Origin of the sequence: Synechocystis sp. CACIAM 05 (assembly GCF_010222815.1) — a bacterium.
In the GTDB taxonomy this organism is placed as follows: Bacteria; Cyanobacteriota; Cyanobacteriia; order Cyanobacteriales; family Microcystaceae; genus Synechocystis.
This window is the reverse complement of the sequence record NZ_CP019225.1, coordinates 2,352,336-2,368,345: the sequence shown is the minus strand read 5'-3', so window position 1 is coordinate 2,368,345 and position 16,010 is coordinate 2,352,336. Positions and strand designations below refer to the sequence as shown.

At 49.4% G+C, this 16,010-nt stretch carries 18 protein-coding genes and 1 tRNA gene; 14 read left to right on the top strand and 5 right to left on the bottom strand.

Annotation, left to right across the window (positions count from 1 at the left end; all coding sequences use genetic code 11):
* The first annotated feature begins 35 nt into the window (after positions 1 to 35).
* Positions 36 to 623, top strand: a complete 588-nt coding sequence (locus tag BWK47_RS11225; RefSeq protein ID WP_237269615.1) for a GerMN domain-containing protein — start codon at positions 36 to 38, stop codon at positions 621 to 623.
* Positions 624 to 768: 145 nt separating this feature from the next.
* Positions 769 to 1,920: a histidine kinase gene (locus BWK47_RS11220; RefSeq protein WP_162328702.1), complete on the top strand. Its 1,152-nt coding sequence runs from the start codon at positions 769 to 771 to the stop codon at positions 1,918 to 1,920.
* Between the two features lie 90 nt (positions 1,921 to 2,010).
* Here the strand turns inward: BWK47_RS11220 and BWK47_RS11215 are convergent, their stop codons facing one another.
* The gene (locus BWK47_RS11215; protein ID WP_162328701.1) at positions 2,011 to 3,426 is read right to left on the bottom strand and encodes an L-amino acid dehydrogenase; all 1,416 of its coding nucleotides are present in this window, start codon (positions 3,424 to 3,426) and stop codon (positions 2,011 to 2,013) included.
* A gap of 135 nt (positions 3,427 to 3,561) precedes the next feature.
* Here BWK47_RS11215 and BWK47_RS11210 point away from each other — a divergent pair, with 135 nt between their 5' ends.
* The 6 genes from BWK47_RS11210 to BWK47_RS11185 all read left to right on the top strand — a co-directional run bounded on the left by BWK47_RS11210 (position 3,562) and on the right by BWK47_RS11185 (position 8,044).
* A complete protein-coding gene (locus BWK47_RS11210) occupies positions 3,562 to 4,920 on the top strand; it encodes an MlaD family protein (protein WP_162328700.1) in 1,359 nt (452 codons plus the stop codon).
* A 72-nt stretch (positions 4,921 to 4,992) separates the two neighbouring features.
* Complete coding sequence (gene folD, locus BWK47_RS11205) at positions 4,993 to 5,877, top strand: bifunctional methylenetetrahydrofolate dehydrogenase/methenyltetrahydrofolate cyclohydrolase FolD (RefSeq protein WP_162328699.1); 885 nt, start codon at positions 4,993 to 4,995, stop codon at positions 5,875 to 5,877.
* Between the two features lie 110 nt (positions 5,878 to 5,987).
* A complete protein-coding gene (locus BWK47_RS11200; RefSeq protein WP_010873367.1) occupies positions 5,988 to 6,188 on the top strand; it encodes a DUF751 family protein in 201 nt (66 codons plus the stop codon).
* Positions 6,189 to 6,246: 58 nt separating this feature from the next.
* Positions 6,247 to 6,648 carry a 30S ribosome-binding factor RbfA gene (gene rbfA, locus BWK47_RS11195; protein ID WP_010873366.1) on the top strand — a complete coding sequence of 134 codons (402 nt, stop codon included), beginning with the start codon at positions 6,247 to 6,249 and terminating at the stop codon, positions 6,646 to 6,648.
* A gap of 112 nt (positions 6,649 to 6,760) precedes the next feature.
* Complete coding sequence (locus tag BWK47_RS11190) at positions 6,761 to 7,363, top strand: peroxiredoxin (protein ID WP_162328698.1); 603 nt, start codon at positions 6,761 to 6,763, stop codon at positions 7,361 to 7,363.
* 189 nt (positions 7,364 to 7,552) lie between these two features.
* Positions 7,553 to 8,044, top strand: coding sequence for a hypothetical protein (locus BWK47_RS11185; protein ID WP_020862188.1), 492 nt, complete (start codon positions 7,553 to 7,555; stop codon positions 8,042 to 8,044).
* A gap of 91 nt (positions 8,045 to 8,135) precedes the next feature.
* On the opposite strand, the gene nrdR is transcribed toward BWK47_RS11185, so the two are convergent.
* Positions 8,136 to 8,621, bottom strand: a complete 486-nt coding sequence (gene nrdR, locus BWK47_RS11180) for a transcriptional regulator NrdR (RefSeq protein WP_162328696.1) — start codon at positions 8,619 to 8,621, stop codon at positions 8,136 to 8,138.
* Between the two features lie 153 nt (positions 8,622 to 8,774).
* Complete coding sequence (locus tag BWK47_RS11175; RefSeq protein WP_010873362.1) at positions 8,775 to 8,870, bottom strand: photosystem II reaction center protein T; 96 nt, start codon at positions 8,868 to 8,870, stop codon at positions 8,775 to 8,777.
* A gap of 270 nt (positions 8,871 to 9,140) precedes the next feature.
* Between BWK47_RS11175 and purF the strand changes: the two genes are divergently transcribed.
* The gene (gene purF / locus BWK47_RS11170; protein WP_010873361.1) at positions 9,141 to 10,628 is read left to right on the top strand and encodes an amidophosphoribosyltransferase; all 1,488 of its coding nucleotides are present in this window, start codon (positions 9,141 to 9,143) and stop codon (positions 10,626 to 10,628) included.
* A 27-nt stretch (positions 10,629 to 10,655) separates the two neighbouring features.
* Here purF and BWK47_RS11165 read toward each other — a convergent pair whose 3' ends face one another.
* On the bottom strand, positions 10,656 to 11,264 hold the full coding sequence (locus BWK47_RS11165; protein WP_162328695.1) for a DUF4126 domain-containing protein: 609 nt from the start codon (positions 11,262 to 11,264) through the stop codon (positions 10,656 to 10,658).
* A gap of 67 nt (positions 11,265 to 11,331) precedes the next feature.
* Between BWK47_RS11165 and BWK47_RS11160 the strand changes: the two genes are divergently transcribed.
* The 5 genes from BWK47_RS11160 to urtD all read left to right on the top strand — a co-directional run bounded on the left by BWK47_RS11160 (position 11,332) and on the right by urtD (position 15,875).
* The gene (locus BWK47_RS11160; protein ID WP_162328694.1) at positions 11,332 to 12,375 is read left to right on the top strand and encodes an ABC transporter ATP-binding protein; all 1,044 of its coding nucleotides are present in this window, start codon (positions 11,332 to 11,334) and stop codon (positions 12,373 to 12,375) included.
* Positions 12,376 to 12,527: 152 nt separating this feature from the next.
* The gene (locus BWK47_RS11155; protein ID WP_162328693.1) at positions 12,528 to 13,412 is read left to right on the top strand and encodes an ABC transporter permease; all 885 of its coding nucleotides are present in this window, start codon (positions 12,528 to 12,530) and stop codon (positions 13,410 to 13,412) included.
* Between the two features lie 104 nt (positions 13,413 to 13,516).
* Positions 13,517 to 13,870 (top strand): hypothetical protein, encoded by a 354-nt coding sequence (locus tag BWK47_RS11150; protein ID WP_237269613.1) that lies wholly within the window; start codon positions 13,517 to 13,519, stop codon positions 13,868 to 13,870.
* Between the two features lie 27 nt (positions 13,871 to 13,897).
* Positions 13,898 to 14,521 (top strand): hypothetical protein, encoded by a 624-nt coding sequence (locus tag BWK47_RS11145; RefSeq protein ID WP_162328691.1) that lies wholly within the window; start codon positions 13,898 to 13,900, stop codon positions 14,519 to 14,521.
* 232 nt (positions 14,522 to 14,753) lie between these two features.
* Positions 14,754 to 15,875 (top strand): urea ABC transporter ATP-binding protein UrtD, encoded by a 1,122-nt coding sequence (urtD, locus tag BWK47_RS11140; protein WP_162328690.1) that lies wholly within the window; start codon positions 14,754 to 14,756, stop codon positions 15,873 to 15,875.
* Here urtD and BWK47_RS11135 read toward each other — a convergent pair.
* Positions 15,866 to 15,938, bottom strand: a tRNA-Ala gene (locus BWK47_RS11135). The genes urtD and BWK47_RS11135 overlap by 10 nt on opposite strands.
* Between the last annotated feature and the right edge of the window lie 72 nt (positions 15,939 to 16,010).

Genomic DNA, 16,010 nt, shown 5'->3' with positions numbered 1-16,010 from the left:
AACTGGAATTAGTTCCGGCACTGGTGGAAAAAATCATGAGCGAACAAAAATCATCTTCGTCCCTGACCGGCTTTGCTCTGGCCGCTCTGATGGTGGCATTGGTTGGCACCGGCTTTGCCTTCTGGACTGGATTTAATCTTTCCCAACGTTCCCCCACGGTCACAGTGGACCCCGATAAGCCCGACAAGGCCGTCCCTGGGCAAGTGCAAATTTACTGGCTTAACAACAATGACACGACGATCGCCTTTGTGCCCCAAAACATTCCCCCCAACAATGATCCACCAGAAGTACAGACGGAACGAGCCCTGAAAACCCTATTAGCCGCTCCTGACAGCGACATTTCCGCCATTCCCCCCAATACCAGCCTTCTGAGCCTCACCAAAACCGCCACCGGCATCAACGTTGACCTATCAGCCCAATTCACCGCAGGGGGAGGGAGTCAAAGTATGATTGCCAGACTGGGACAAATTATTTACACCGCTACCAGTACAGATCCCAATCTTCCTGTCCGTTTACTAGTGGAGGGAGAACCTCTAACAGTACTAGGAGGAGAAGGGTTAATGATTGCCCAGCCCATCACCCGCAAGCAATTTGAAACGGATTTTATGCCCCCTGATCGTTGACAATTATGGTCATGGTCTGCTCATCTATGGTGAGGACAGTCGGAATTATCACGGTTTTAGTTGGTAAGAATAACCCCATTTACCTAGATTCAGACTGGACCTTATCAGTCCGGACACCCTGTCTTTAAAAGCCGAAAGCCCTGCAATGTCCTCCTCCTCTGAACTTGGTAATGCGTCTTCTGTGCCGTTGCAGTTTTTACTGTTCATCGATGATCGCCCCAACTCCCAAGACAGTGTGCAGGAAATTGGTCAATGCCTGACTAACCTGTTGGATGGACACAGCCATGACCTCCAAATTCTGCAAATCAGTAAACATCCCCACCTCGTAGAGCATTTTCGTCTGGTCGCCACCCCCTCCTTGATTAAACTACAACCAGAACCACGGCAGGTTTTAGCTGGCAGTAATATCATCCAACAATTGCAAAAATGGTGGCCCCGCTGGCAACAGGAATTGGCGATGGATCCTAACCCAGAGGATACGGGGCAATCCCCCAGTTGTCCCCGGGAAATTTCCTCCGTGGGTTATTCCGGGGAACTGATGAAAATGTCCGACGAACTTTTTCTGCTGAAGAAAGATAAGGAAGAATTGCTCCAACAAATACAGTTCAAGGATCAGATTCTGGCCATGTTGGCCCACGATTTACGCAGTCCCCTCACCGCCGCCTCCATTGCCGTTGATACCTTGGAATTGTTACAACACAAACCCATCGAAGAACAGAAACCTGCCCTCAGAAGCCAACTATTGTACCAAGCTCGCAAGCAGTTCAAAATTATGGACCGCTTAATTGAAGACATTTTACAGGCTTCTAAAAATCTTAATTCTCAGTTTCAAGTTCACGGTCGTCCCCTGGCGATCGCCGATCTTTGCCAAGAAGTTCTGGAATTGTACCAAGCAAAATTTAGCAAAAAAAATCTCACCATTACCTACGATATTCCCAAAGACTTACCAAATGTTTTTGCCGATGAGGAATTAATTCGCCAAGTAATTGCCAATCTTTTAGATAACGCTATCAAGTACACTCCTCCCCATGGTTCCATTACCGTGGGAGCTCTCCATCGTACTACCCAAAAAGTTCAGGTCAGCATCACTGACAACGGCCCCGGCATTCCCAATTCCAAACAAGAAACCATTTTTGAAGGACACTTTCGACTGCAACGGGATGAACAGACCGATGGCTATGGTTTAGGTTTATCTCTCTGTCGCAAAATTATCCAGGCCCACTACGGCCAAATTTGGGTGGACAGTCGCCCCAAACAGGGTAGTTCTTTTCACTTTACATTGCCTGTTTACCGTTGACCCCCCAACCAGTTATCGGCGGATTTTGAAGCATTTTGACTCAATGGCAGGCAGGGAACATTTTATTGAAGTTCCAACGCCCAGCCAGATCTAAAGTAGACCGATAATGGCTTTAGCCGCCGCTTCCCCAGTACGAATTGCACCATCAAAAAAGCCAGCCCAGCGGGGGGCTATTTCCGTCCCGGCCCAATGAATACGACCTACAGGGGCGCTCAGGGCTTGGCCAAAACTTGTCCAGACTCCGGGAGGCATAAAGGCGGCATACCCTCCCCCAACCCATTGTTCACTAGGCCAATCGACTTCATCGTAGGTCGCAGGGGATAAAGCTTCCTCGCCAAAGTACAGAGCCAGATCTGACAGTACTCCTTGACGGCGTTCCGCTTCGCCCATGGCAATCCATTTTCCATACCGATCGCCAACTACGAAGGAAGCAATTACTCCCACTCCCGTGGTCGGATCGGAACTATCAGCACATAATTCAATCCAGGTGGTATTACCCAAACCAATGCCGGCTAAACCTTTCTCCCGCCAAAAAGGGCGATCGTAGGAAATCAAAAGCTTACAGCAGGTGCCCATGGGTACTCTTTGGGTGAGTTGCTGGCGGAGGGGAGGCATGGGGGGACTATAGGTAATTCTTCCGGCCAAATGGGGAGGGGTTGCCACAATGGCGAATTTTCCCTGATATTTTCCTTTTGTAGTGGTCACCTCTACCCCTTTGTCGTCCTGGGCAATGTGTATGACCGGTTCCCCTAAGAGAATGGAATCCCCCAATTCAGCGGCAATTTTTTGAGGAATTTGTCCCGCCCCACCATGTAATAGTTCTGCTTCTGGATTTTCCCCTTGGGATGCAGATTTATGGCCCCATAGGATGTGCAAAAGAGATACCTGAGAAGGCTCGGCGGGGCCTAAAAACCCCACAGCACGACACATATAGGAAAAATACCAATGGCCGAATGCTGTATGGGTATTTTCTTTAATCCAATCGGCAAAAGTTTGACTGTCTAACTTTTTATTTGCTGCCGTAGCTTGGGGGTGTTGCTCATCCAAACTTTGGGCCAGGGTATTAAATTTTTCCCATGCCACCATGGCATCATTCCATTCATCAGAGCTTATTTTCGGCGCTTCCCCTTGAGGCACCCCTTGAAAAAAACCATCAAACTCGTAACGTTTCCCATCAAATAACAATACCTTTAAGCCATCGGAAGGACTGGGAAAGCGTCCTACACCATATTCATCAAGCAACGCCAGAAAACGATCCTGGGTAGGCCCAACCCATTGACCTCCCCGGTCAATCCATTGGCCCGATGGCAAATATTCTCCATACATCCTTCCCCCTAATCTTTTCTGGGCTTCAATAACTAAGACAGAATGGTTAGCCCGAGATAAATTACGGGCCGCGATCAATCCCGACAACCCTGAGCCGACAATTATGCAATCACAGGACGAGGATGGGGCCATTAGAGCACAGGGAGGATTTAAATTAGTTTTGCCTGATCGTAGCACCACCCATCGCTCATCATTACAAATCTCATAGACCTCCAGCTCTGCGCCCAAATATGCTCCTCTGTGGAACTTTGACCGGGGGAATAGAGTTTAATAGTCTTGTGAGAGGCCCGAGCACAACTTTCTCAGTTAACCCCAATGACAGCAGGACGAAACCAGCGCCTATCGCCCGTATTGTTACAGAGTAGTATCGGCCTGTTAATTCTGACTGCTCTCATTCTTTTGGCATTCAGTACCCTGTGGCTAAAAAATATTCGTTTTGGTTCCCGTTCCTACCGAGCCACGGTGCTTTTTAGTGATGCAGCCGGTATGTTAGTGGGCACCAGGGTTGACTATCGGGGGGTTAGGGTTGGTCAGGTGGTCAGCGTCACGCCCCAACCGGAAGGGGTGGCAGTGGAAGTGGAAATTAGTCCCACCGATCGCCTAATTTCCAGTCGTGCAGAAATCCAAGCACGTCAATCCGGGTTAATTGGTGAAACATCTATTAACATCATTCCCAGTGAAGTAGTTTTACCCCAGGAGGTTAACTATAAACCCCTGGATAAGGACTGTAATCCGGAAGTGATTATCTGCAACGGTTCCATCCTGATGGGGCAGGATGCGTTGGACGTTAATGCCCTAATTCGGGCCATGATGCGTATTTCTGACTTTTTCAGTGAGCCAGAGATTAACAATGCCATCCGCTCCCTTGCAACCCAAACCCCCGAAGCCCTTAAGGATATCAGTCAGTTTAGTAATGAAGCGGCTACCCTACTGCGGGAAATTAACCAGGATGGGGGAGTCAAAAACATTCGTCGCACCCTGGCCTCTGTGGATCAAACTGCCCAAGACTTGTCCGTTTTGAGCCGGGAAGCCACTGACACTGTCCGTACCCTCAACCAAGGGGGAACTATTCCGGAAATTAACCGCAGTCTGCGTTCTGTCGGATCAGCGGCGGAGCAAATCCAAGCTTTTTTGGAAGTTAATAACCAACGGCTGGGGGCTACCCTCACCAGTCTTCAGGGCACCAGCGACCAGTTACAAATCAGTGTTAAAAACCTGGAGCCCCCTTTGGTGCAATTGTTAACCCAGGTTAATGAACAAGATACGGTGGGCAATCTCAACCAAGCGTTAGCCGATCTCAAAGCTGTAGCTGATAATGCCAATCAATTGACCGTGAATCTAAATCAATTTGCCGATCGCCTGAATGATCCTCAAACCATTATTTTGTTGCAGCAGTTGTTAGAATCCGCCCGGGCTGCCACCCAGAACTTGGAAAAAATCACTTCCGATGTGGATCAACTCACCGGTAATCCAGCTTTGCGAGAGCAGTTAATTCGCCTTATTCAAGGACTAAGTAATTTGGTTTCCACCACAGAACATCTGACGAAACAGGTGCAATATGCCCAGCAATTAAATCAACTTTCCGATGATTTGGCCCTGGTGGCCAGGGCCCAGGAATTGCAAACTCCTAGAGTTATTCCCGCCCAACCCCAAAAAACCGTCACAAAACCTTAGAAAACCCCTAAAATTAGCCTTCGAGGTGTGCCATATCAATCACCTGAATATTAAGTTTAATTACCTTTACCCATGACTGCCGTACCCCCATCCTGCCAAATCCTTGACGGTAAAGCCCTCGCCCAAAAAATGCAGGGGGAATTACAACGGGACATTGCCCAACTGGTGGCCCAGGGCCATCGATCGCCGGGGTTGGCGGTGTTGATGGTGGGGGACAATCCAGCCAGTGCTGTGTACGTCCGCAATAAGGAAAAAGCCTGTGAAAAATTGGGCATGGTTTCCTTTGGCAAGCATTTTCCCGCTGATACGGACCAGGAAACATTGACGGCGGCGATCGCCAGTTTGAATGAGGATGAACGGGTGGATGGCATTTTGGTGCAATTGCCCCTACCGGATCATCTCGATGCAGTCAAACTATTACACACCATTGATCCCAGTAAAGATGCAGACGGGTTGCATCCAGTCAATTTGGGTCATTTGGTGCGGGGAGAAGAGGGTTTAAGGAGTTGTACTCCAGCGGGGGTGATGGCTCTATTGGCGGAATATAACCTTGATTTAACGGGCAAAAATGCGGTGGTGTTGGGGCGCAGTATTTTGGTGGGCAAACCCCTGGCTCTAATGTTGCTAGAGAAAAATTGCACCGTTACCATTGCCCATTCTCGCACCCAAAACTTGGCCGATATCACCCGGCAAGCAGACATTCTCGTGGCGGCGATCGGTAAGCCGGAATTTGTCACCGCCGACATGGTCAAACCAGGGGCAATCGTGGTGGATGTGGGTATTAACCGTCTTGATTTAGGAGAGGGGAAATCGAAACTGGTGGGGGACGTGGATTTTGCGGGGGTTGCGCCCGTGGCCAGTTACCTCACCCCTGTGCCCGGTGGCATTGGCCCCATGACGGTGACTCTGTTGTTAGCTAACACTGTGGCTAGTTATCGGCAACGGTTAGGTATTTAACTTTAACCACTAATAATCCTAGGTCTCTTGCTACACTGGGGAGCGGACTTGGCCAACCCTAACCTTGTGGGTGATCAAGTTGAACGAACCATTCCAGCCAACCAATAACCATGGGTGATTTTTTAGCTAACGTTTCCCGTTATCCCCGGTATCTGATCAGTTTTACCCTGGGCATCTTTTTCTCCGTTTTCACTTGGCTCCAGCCCCTATTAAAAAATCGTGTCGGGGCGATCGCCCTGATGGGACTGCTGGTCAGTGGATTCATTTTTCTCTATTTCACTCTGCGGGCCATGTTAGGATTGACCGTGTAGAGGGAGTTTGGGCTAATCTGTCCAGGCTCAGACTTTTTTGTTGCCGAGGAGCAGGTCTATGGCCACCAGTCGTCGAGTTTCCCGGGTGTCGTCCCTAATTAAGCGGGAGGTCAGTCAAATGCTTCTCCACGAAATCAAAGATGACCGGGTGGGCACAGGCATGGTTAGCGTCACGGAAGTGGAAGTTTCCGGCGACCTACAGCACGCCAAAATTTTCGTTAGCATTTACGGCTCCCCTGAAGCCAAAGCCTCCACCATGGCTGGACTGCACTCCGCCGCTCCCTTTGTCCGTCGAGAACTGGGGCAACGGATGCGTTTACGGCGCACCCCAGAAGTTTCCTTTTTAGAAGACCGCTCTTTGGAACGGGGCGATAAAATTCTCAATCTCCTCAACAACTTGCCCCAGGCGATCGCCACTGAAGATTTGGAAGACGACGATTCTGGCCTTGCCCTGGATTGACTCCGACCACGGTTAGACTGACTTGGGTACAGGGTACGACAAATTACCAACCATCCCATCAAGCAAGTTTTTCCAGTTATTTCAATACTCACCAAGTTTTAAGCAAATAGCAATGACAGAGGTATTAAGGGTAGGACAGCCGGCACCGGATTTCACCGCCACGGCGATCGTCGATCAAAGCTTCCAGACCGTCAAATTAAGCACCTACCGTGGTAAGTACCTGGTGCTGTTTTTCTATCCCCTAGATTTCACCTTTGTCTGTCCCACGGAAATCATTGCCTTTAGCGATCGCCATAGCGAATTTACTGCCCTAGATACGGAAGTTTTGGGTATCTCCGTAGACAGCGAATTTTCACACCTGGCGTGGATTCAGACCGAACGGAAAATGGGGGGCATCGGCAACATTAACTATCCCCTAGTGTCAGATCTCAAAAAAGAAATTAGCCAAGCCTATAATGTCCTCGAACCCGATGCAGGCATTGCCCTGCGGGGACTATTCATTATTGACCGGGAAGGCATCTTACAATACGCCACCGTCAACAATCTCTCCTTTGGCCGGAGTGTGGACGAAACTCTGAGGGTACTAAAAGCCATTCGCCATGTGCAATCTCACCCCAACGAAGTTTGCCCAGTGGATTGGCAGGAAGGAGACAAAACCATGATCCCCGACCCGGAAAAGGCTAAGACCTACTTCGAGACAGTGGCGGAACCTTAGGTTTGCCCAGGCAAAAATGCCGACCCTAAATGGATAATTTTGACGGCTAGGCTGACTGGTGAGAGATAAGTCGTGGGTGAGCTAGCCGTTTTGCTAACATCACTAAGTGTTGCCTATATCCGCCAATATTCACTAATTTTCAGACCAACTCTTCTGATGATTAATCACCCTTTCCCCTGGCTAACTTCGATGTCTCCCCTAACTAGGCCCCTAACCCTGGCCATGGCAGGCATTGCTCTGTCACTGGGTCTGGCCACTCCTGGCCACGGCGAAACTTGTGTGCCCATCCCTTTGGTGGGAGGTCAAGGTAATAGTGTGACTAAAACCGTCGCTGTTCCGACTATTCCCGCAGGGCCTCTAGGCATGTTGGGAATTAACATAACTCGTAATAATTGGAATACCGATTGGGCAGTACCAGGGGGAACAGTTTTTAAAAAATTCGTGATGACGGTAACCTCTGCCGAATCTACCCCCTTTGATATTCGAATGTTTTTAAAATATAGCGACCAGACTGCGTCAGAAATTTTTAATCAACAAGCTTTTGTCTTTAAACCTAATACTCCCTTGGAAATTGTCGGTAATGCTACCCCAGAAGAACAACCCTATCAGGTAAATCTTTTTGTTAACGGGCTAGACTCATTGGGCAAAACCTACACGGCCACCCTAGTGGGTTGTCGTTAAGTTTATGACCGGCTAATTCTCTAGATTTATCAGTAGCTAACTGACGGCGAGTCATTGGCTAAGGGAGAGATTGGAGCCCCATCAACGGATTCTAAGACATGGTCAAATATTGCCGTTCAGGATATTGTTCTCGTTGCAGTTGCTCTAGGGTATCAACGAAATCTGCAATGCCTTGAAATCGCCCATAAACAGAAGCAAAACGGATATAGGCCACTTCGCTTTCCTGGCGTAAATATTGCAACACCATTTGCCCGATCGCCTCGCTGTGAATTTCCCGTTTTGGCTGTTGCTGTAAGTTGGCCTCAATTTCTTCAACAATGTGTTCTAGGCGCTGGAAATTAATATCAGTTTTTTCACAGGCCCGCACCATACCCCGCAGCAGTTTGGAGCGGTCAAAGGCTTGCCTTTCTCCATCTTGTTTAATGACCGTGACGGGTAACAACTCCAGCCGTTCGTAGGTGGTGAAACGGTGTTTACATTCCAAACATTCCCGCCGCCGCCTAATACTTTGGCCACCTTCGCTGGAACGGGATTCAAGGACTCGACTATTGTGGTGCTGACAGTGAGGACATTGCATAATGGCTACAAAAAATGAGCTTAGCCCAACCTAACGCATACAAGAATGTTGCGTCAAAGTCAAGCTAGCCCACGGTTGAAACAGAGGTAAAAACTGAGGTTTTAAGGGAGTGTCCAGGCAAAAAACACCTGGAAAAAAGACCCTTTAATCGGGCTATTTTTCGATGCGGGGGGGTTCCCGAAAGGCGATCGCAAAGAAAAGGACCGCAAGGGCCATGGTCAGCACCAGAATGTAAGCAACACTTTCCATAATCTAAAAAATTCCTAAAAGTTTATCCTTACACACTAATCTATACATTCCCCTGTCCCCTGACAACTAGACCGACTTGGCCAAGAACCAAACACTGCGGTGTGGGCACTGCTTCTTTGCTAGTATGGGTTAACGATTAACAATTGATTAAGGGGTCTAGACCCGTTCGTCATTGCCTTCCCTGTCTGGCGGGAATCCACCAATTCCCATAGTCTAAGATTTAGTTTCTGTACCCGTTTTTCTCTACCCTGATCCAGGAAGATTGCCGCCATGTTTCCCCCCTCCAGTGATTTGACTGAGTTGAATGATGGTCAGCCTTTGTCTGGTCACCATGCCGATAAACCAGAAGAAGCCTGTGGGGTGTTTGGCATTTACGCCCCCGAAGAAGCGGTGGCCAAATTGACCTATTTTGGACTTTATGCGCTGCAACATCGGGGTCAGGAGTCGGCGGGTATTGCCACTTTTGCCGGGACAACGGTTCACTGCCACAAGGATATGGGGCTAGTGTCCCAGGTTTTTCAAGAATCTAAACTCAATGAAATGGTGGGTACTCTGGCTGTGGGCCACACCCGCTACTCCACAACGGGATCCAGCCATCGGGTCAATGCTCAACCGGCAGTGCTCCCTACCCGTTTGGGTCCCCTGGCCCTGGCCCACAATGGTAATTTGGTTAACACTAATCAGTTGCGGGAAGCTTTAGCGGAGAGGGGCTGTGAGGACTTTGTCACCACCACCGATTCGGAAATGATTGCAGTGGCGATCGCCAATGAGGTGGATAAGGGCAAAGACTGGGTGGAAGGCACCATTGCGGCCCTGACCCTTTGTGCGGGAGCCTATAGCTTAGTGATCGGCACACCGGAGGGAATCATTGGAGTCAGGGATCCCCATGGCATTCGCCCCCTGGTGATCGGTGTGTTAGAAGAAGAAACTCCCCGCTATGTATTGGCATCGGAAACCTGTGCCCTGGACATCATCGGTGCCACCTATGTCCGCACGGTGGAAGCCGGAGAATTGGTCCATATCACCGAATCTGGCCTAGTTTCCCATCGATTAGCCGAAAGCGCTGACCGTAAACTCTGTGTGTTCGAGATGATTTATTTTTCTCGCCCGGATAGCGTGGTTAACGATGAAAGCCTATACACCTATCGCATGCGCATTGGCAAACATTTAGCCAAAGAATCCCCTGTGGATGCTGATCTCGTGATGGGGGTACCCGATTCCGGTATTCCAGCGGCGATCGGCTTTTCCCAAGCTTCCGGTATTCCCTATGCCGAAGGTTTAATCAAAAATCGTTACGTGGGGCGTACCTTTATCCAACCCACCCAACATATGCGCGAGCACGGCATCCGCATGAAACTCAATCCTCTCAAAGACGTATTGGCCGGTAAACGGATCATTATCGTCGATGACTCTATTGTGCGGGGCACCACTAGTCGCAAAATTGTCCGAGCGTTACGGGAAGCTGGAGCAACAGAGGTACATATGCGGATTTCTTCTCCGCCAGTGACCCATCCTTGCTTCTATGGCATTGATACCGACAGTCAAGATCAACTAATTGCGGCCAGACTGACAGTGGCGGAGATTGCTGAGCAAATTGAAGTGGACTCCCTCGCTTATCTTTCCCAGGAAGGCATGTTGTTGTGTACCGGCGAAGATATTTCCCATTTTTGTTCTGCCTGCTTCAATGGAAGATACCCCATCACTGTGCCAGATGCGGTCAGGCGCTCTAAATTAATGCTGGAGAATATTACTGCTTGAAAAGTTGGCCGAAAACTCTAAACAGAATCATTGGCGATTTTTAGGCTCGGATGGCTGGTCGCGACTGTGGTTGGCCAAAAACCAGGTTCTCCAGGCAGTGGAACTGCGGATAACAATCCACAACAGCAAAATCGCGATTAAGCCACCATTTTTGGGAGCTTTGAAAGCGAATAGTACCAGTCCCACCGAGAATAAATCCTCTAAAACTGTTACCCAAAAGGGCAACCCCCGCAAGCGAAAAAACCAACCGATCGCCACTAGCCTTATGGCCAGAGCAAAGAGGGAACCGATCGCCCCCACCATCCAAAGGGGAGGAAAACGAAAATCCATTTCCAGCTCTGAAGTCAACAGTTTAGCCACGGTAATGGCCATCATTCCCCCTACCAGGGGCGTGAAAGATAATTGCACAATTTGTAGCACCCTCTGGCCCAGCAATTTTTTTGAACCAAACAACTCAAACAAAGACCAACTAGTTAAGACCGCCACCAGCACCCGGGGATTAATCCTCCAGAGTAGGGGTACCTCTGACCAGAGCTGACCATGGATCAGGCCAACTATCAATAGCGGTAGGGCAATACGCATCCCCGCCGCCGCCGCCGCTGACAAAATTGCAAGGATTCCAAGGAGGGTGCTCATTAAAGTTCAAACCGGGAGGGCAAAACCGACCATATCAGGGATAATGTTAAGAAAAGTTGCAGACTAAATGGGAAAGAGTTACCTCATGGGCGTTGCTGTTCAAGTCAAACAACTCCGAAAAAAGTACGGTGCTATCCCTGCGGTGAAGGACATTTCCTTTGCGGTGCCCAGGGGAGAGATATTTGGTTTACTTGGTCCCAACGGTGCCGGTAAGACCACCACTATCCGTTGCTTATGTACTCTAGCCAAACCAGACGGAGGGGAACTGTGGATTGATGGCGTAAACGTATTAAGCGATCCCCGCCAGGCCCGGCGCCGTTTAGGCTATGTGGCCCAGGAAGTTGCCATAGATAAAATCTTAACAGGTCGAGAATTGTTGCAACTACAAGCTTCCCTCTACCATCTTGATGCCATTGGCTCCCAAAAACGCATCGACCAACTTTTAGATATTTTGGGCCTAACAGCCTATGCAGATCAGAAAACTGGAACTTATTCCGGCGGGCTAAAAAAACGTTTGGACCTAGCAGCAGGTTTACTCCATCAACCAACGGTGTTGGTGTTGGATGAACCTTCAGTGGGGTTAGACATTGAAAGTCGCTTTATTCTCTGGGAATTTTTGCGGCAATTGCGAGATGCGGGCACCACAGTGGTGATTACCAGTCATTACCTGGAGGAAATTGATGCATTAGCTGATCGCCTAGCTATCATTGACCAGGGCACAGTTATTGCCACCGGCACCCCCACGGAACTAAAAGACCGGGTAGGAGGCGACAGGGTCACCCTCAGAATTAAGGAATTTACGGCAGACCAGGAAGCAGAAAAAGCTAGCCAAATTCTCCGCTCCCTAGCTTTCGTTCAGGAAGTGATTGTCAACCAAGCCCAAGGCAATTCCCTCAATCTGGTGGTGACACCCCAGAGTAATCCTCTCAGCCAGATCGAAAAAGCCCTACTCGCCGACGGTTTACCGATTTTCAGCTTGGCCCAATCCCGACCTAGTTTGGATGATGTGTACCTAGCGGCCACCGGCAAAACCCTGATGGATGCGGACTTGGCCGCTGCTGCCCAACGGGATCTCAAAGCAGAAAAAAAACAAGCGATGAAAGCTAATTAACCACGGTGTCAATCAATCTCCCGGAGACTTTTCCCGAACGATCAAAGCAAGGGCGAAAAAAATTCCCTACCATAGTCTCCAAGGTAAAACTCTGCCAGAGTGTGTGCAAATTCAGCAAAGTCAATTAAACTCCCGTCAAACCCCAAAGTTTTATGAGTCAAACCCTCGCCCCTCCCAAAATCACCTCCCTGCTAGCTCCTCAGGCTACCCTCAGCAATCCCTCTAGCTTAGCGGCGGAGTTTTTCCAAGAAACCACTGCCCTAACCAAAAGATTGTTTATCCAACTGCAACGGCGGCCTACCACCCTAGTGGCAGGCATCATCCAGCCGTTTATGTGGTTAGTGCTATTTGGTGCCCTATTTCTCAATGCGCCCCAGGGCCTATTTGGTAATGACCTCAACTATGCCCAATTTCTAGCACCGGGCATTATTGTTTTTACTGCCTTTTCAGGGGCTTTGAATGCCGGTCTACCGGTGATGTTTGATCGGGAATTTGGTTTTTTGAATCGCTTGCTGGTTGCTCCCTTGGCCTCTCGCTACTCCATTGTGGCCGCCTCCACGGTGTATATCATCAGTTTAAGCCTGATCCAAGCAGCCGTGATTGTCGGGGCCAGTGCTCTGCTGGGAGCTGGTTTACCCAATAGCTTTGGTTTGGGAATGATTGCCCTGATTGTTTTCCTAATCGTGTTGGGGGTAACGGCCCTAAGTTTAGGTTTAGCCTTTGCCCTGCCGGGCCACATTGAATTGATTGCGGTAATTTTTGTCACTAATTTACCCCTACTCTTCGCCAGTACTGCCCTTGCTCCTTTGGACTTCATGGCCCATTGGTTGCAGGTGGTGGCCAGTTTAAATCCATTAACCTATGCCATCGAACCAATCCGTTACATTTACCTGAATGGCAACTGGGGTTTGGATAGTACGGTTTTGACAGCCCCTTGGTTCAGTTTGAATTTCGCCCAGGTATTGGGTGTGTTAGTTTTGTTTGATGGTTTAGTATTGTTATTAATTCAACCTTTGCTCAAACGTCGCTTTTTGTGATTTTGTCTGTTGATCATAGTTGATCGTATTTGTTCAACAACCGTATATCGGCAACATTGAGCTGTAAAGTTTTAGACCAATTAACCACTTGGAGCCTGATGACCATGAAGACAGCCCAAATAACCCGCTGTTTAGCCCTCAGTGCCCTCGCCACTGGCCTGTTCAGTTTCGCCCCCGTTCAGGGTCAATCCACCGGCACTGCCCCTGGAGAAGATCCCTTTGTTTCCAACAACGTTGACCCCAGTAAGCAGGGTTTGGGAGGGGGATTCGATCCCATGTCGTTGATTCACAATGCCAATTTGAGTCGCACCCGCAATGGGTCAGACTTTGCTGAGGATACCCAGAGAAATATCAATAAGGCCGCAGACCAGTTCAAGCAACTGCAACAGCAACGACTAATGGAAATGCAGCAACAGCAGACTGAACCGGCGATCGCCCCAGCCCCCGGATCGCCCTAGATTGGCTAATGGTTATGGGCTTAACCTATGGTACTGAAACTGAAGCGGGGGACTTGGTTGCTCTGGGCAGTGGCCTTAACGCTGGGGTTGGGCGTAGTGGCCTGGGAAATGAGTCGCACTCCTGAAGAGGGTACAACTACTGTTCAAAGTCCCTCTGTAAATCGCCATTTTGATTTCACTGCTGATTTAGTGCAGTCCATCACCATCACCAAGTCTGGCCCACCCCCAACGAGCGTTAAACTCTATCGTCAGGCCAAAGCTAGCGATGGCGAGTCTGTTTGGTTGACGGATAATCCAGGGCCAGTGGCCGTGAGTGGTCCGGCGGTAGATTTTTTGCTCAGTGTGGTCTTGGGCAGTCAGAACGACCGAGATTTTGCGGTGCCCACAGCGGAGTTAACGGACTACGGCCTTAATCCTGCCGGGACAGAATTAACTATTCAATTGGTCAATGGTAAAACCTACCGCCTCCAATTGGGTAACGCCGACTTTGCAGGGAATTCCCTCTACGCTCTGGTTAACCCGGTGGAGAATGCTGATATCCCGGCAGAAAGCCAACAAGTTAGTCTAGTGCCCCGTTCCCTGGAAGAATTAACCAGGCGATCGCCGGCGGATTGGCAACAGGTAGATTTAGAAAGTGATGCTGAGAATTGAGACGGTAGTGGCTCTGAAGGTGGCGTTTCCTCCGAATCCCCGCCAAGATAGCTGATGGGCTTGTGGTTTTCGACGGCAGTCAGATTCGGCAAAATATTCACAACACTGCAGTGGTGCAAAAAATTTCGTTCCTGGTAAACAGTTTTCCGCCCCGGCCCTTGTTTGAATTGACAAGCAGGAATGTTTACCCCAGCCTTGTCCTGCCAAAATTTTTAGGTTGTCCCCATTGCCCATGACCAGCAAAATCTTAGAAATTCAAGACCTGACGGTGAGCTTTGACGGCTTTAGGGCCCTCAACCATTTAACTTTTTCCATGAATCCGGGGGAATTGCGGGTAATTATTGGCCCCAACGGCGCAGGAAAAACAACTTTTTTGGACGTGATTACCGGTAAAGTTCAACCGACGGAAGGTCGGGTCCTATTCCAAGGCAAAGACATTCGTAAAATTCCGGAATATCGCATTGCTCGTCTGGGGGTAGGACGGAAATTTCAAACCCCTAGGGTGTATCTCAATCTGACGGTGGCGGAAAATTTGGACTTGGCGGTAAACCGAAAAAAGTCCGTTTGGGGTACTTTGATGGGACAGGCTACCGGAGCTGAGCAGCGGAGTGTGGGAGGACTGTTGGAAACCGTTGGCCTGACCCCAAAAGCTCACTTGGCGGCGGCCCTACTCTCCCACGGCGAAAAACAACGGCTTGAAATTGGCATGTTGGTGGCCCAGTCCCCCACTTTATTGTTGGTGGATGAGCCAGTAGCCGGATTAACTGATGAAGAAACGGAAAATGTGGGGGATTTGCTCTTGGCCCTGGCGGAAAGCCATTCCATCATTGTGATTGAACACGATATGGAGTTTGTGCGCCAAATTGCCCGCAAGGTGACAGTACTCCATCAGGGTTCAGTATTGTGTGAAGGCAACATGGACCAAATTCAAAATGATCCCAAAGTAATCGAAGTGTATTTAGGAGAAGCCCCCAGCCTTTCCCCCCAACAGTTTAAAATTCTTCGCACAGTGGCCGCTGTCGCCGCCGCCGACGGCAAAATTTCCGAGACAGAAATGGCGATTATTTTAGATAACCTCAGTCAGGTGTTTAAAGGCAGTGGATCTGATCCTCAGCATCTACGACAGGAGTTGCAAGATTATTTGTTGCAGGGGGTTGAGGTGGACTTTGCTAACTTAACGGAAGAAATTCCCAAACAAGAAGATCGGGAATTGGTGTTGCGCCTGAGCCAAGAAATTGTGGCGGTACACCGACAAGAACCAGAACCTTTTTGGGAGTGGCAAGCTTATCAGGAATTACTGCGGGGTCTGAATTTACCCATCACTGCCATCAGTGTTGATGAAGATGGAGATTAGCGGACTCGAACCGCTGACATCCTGCTTGCAAAGCAGGCGCTCTACCAACTGAGCTAAACCCCCTTGAACTAGCGCATGCTACGCCGTTTGGTAACAAACCTCAGCTATTATAGCCATAGAAGTTCACAACAAGCA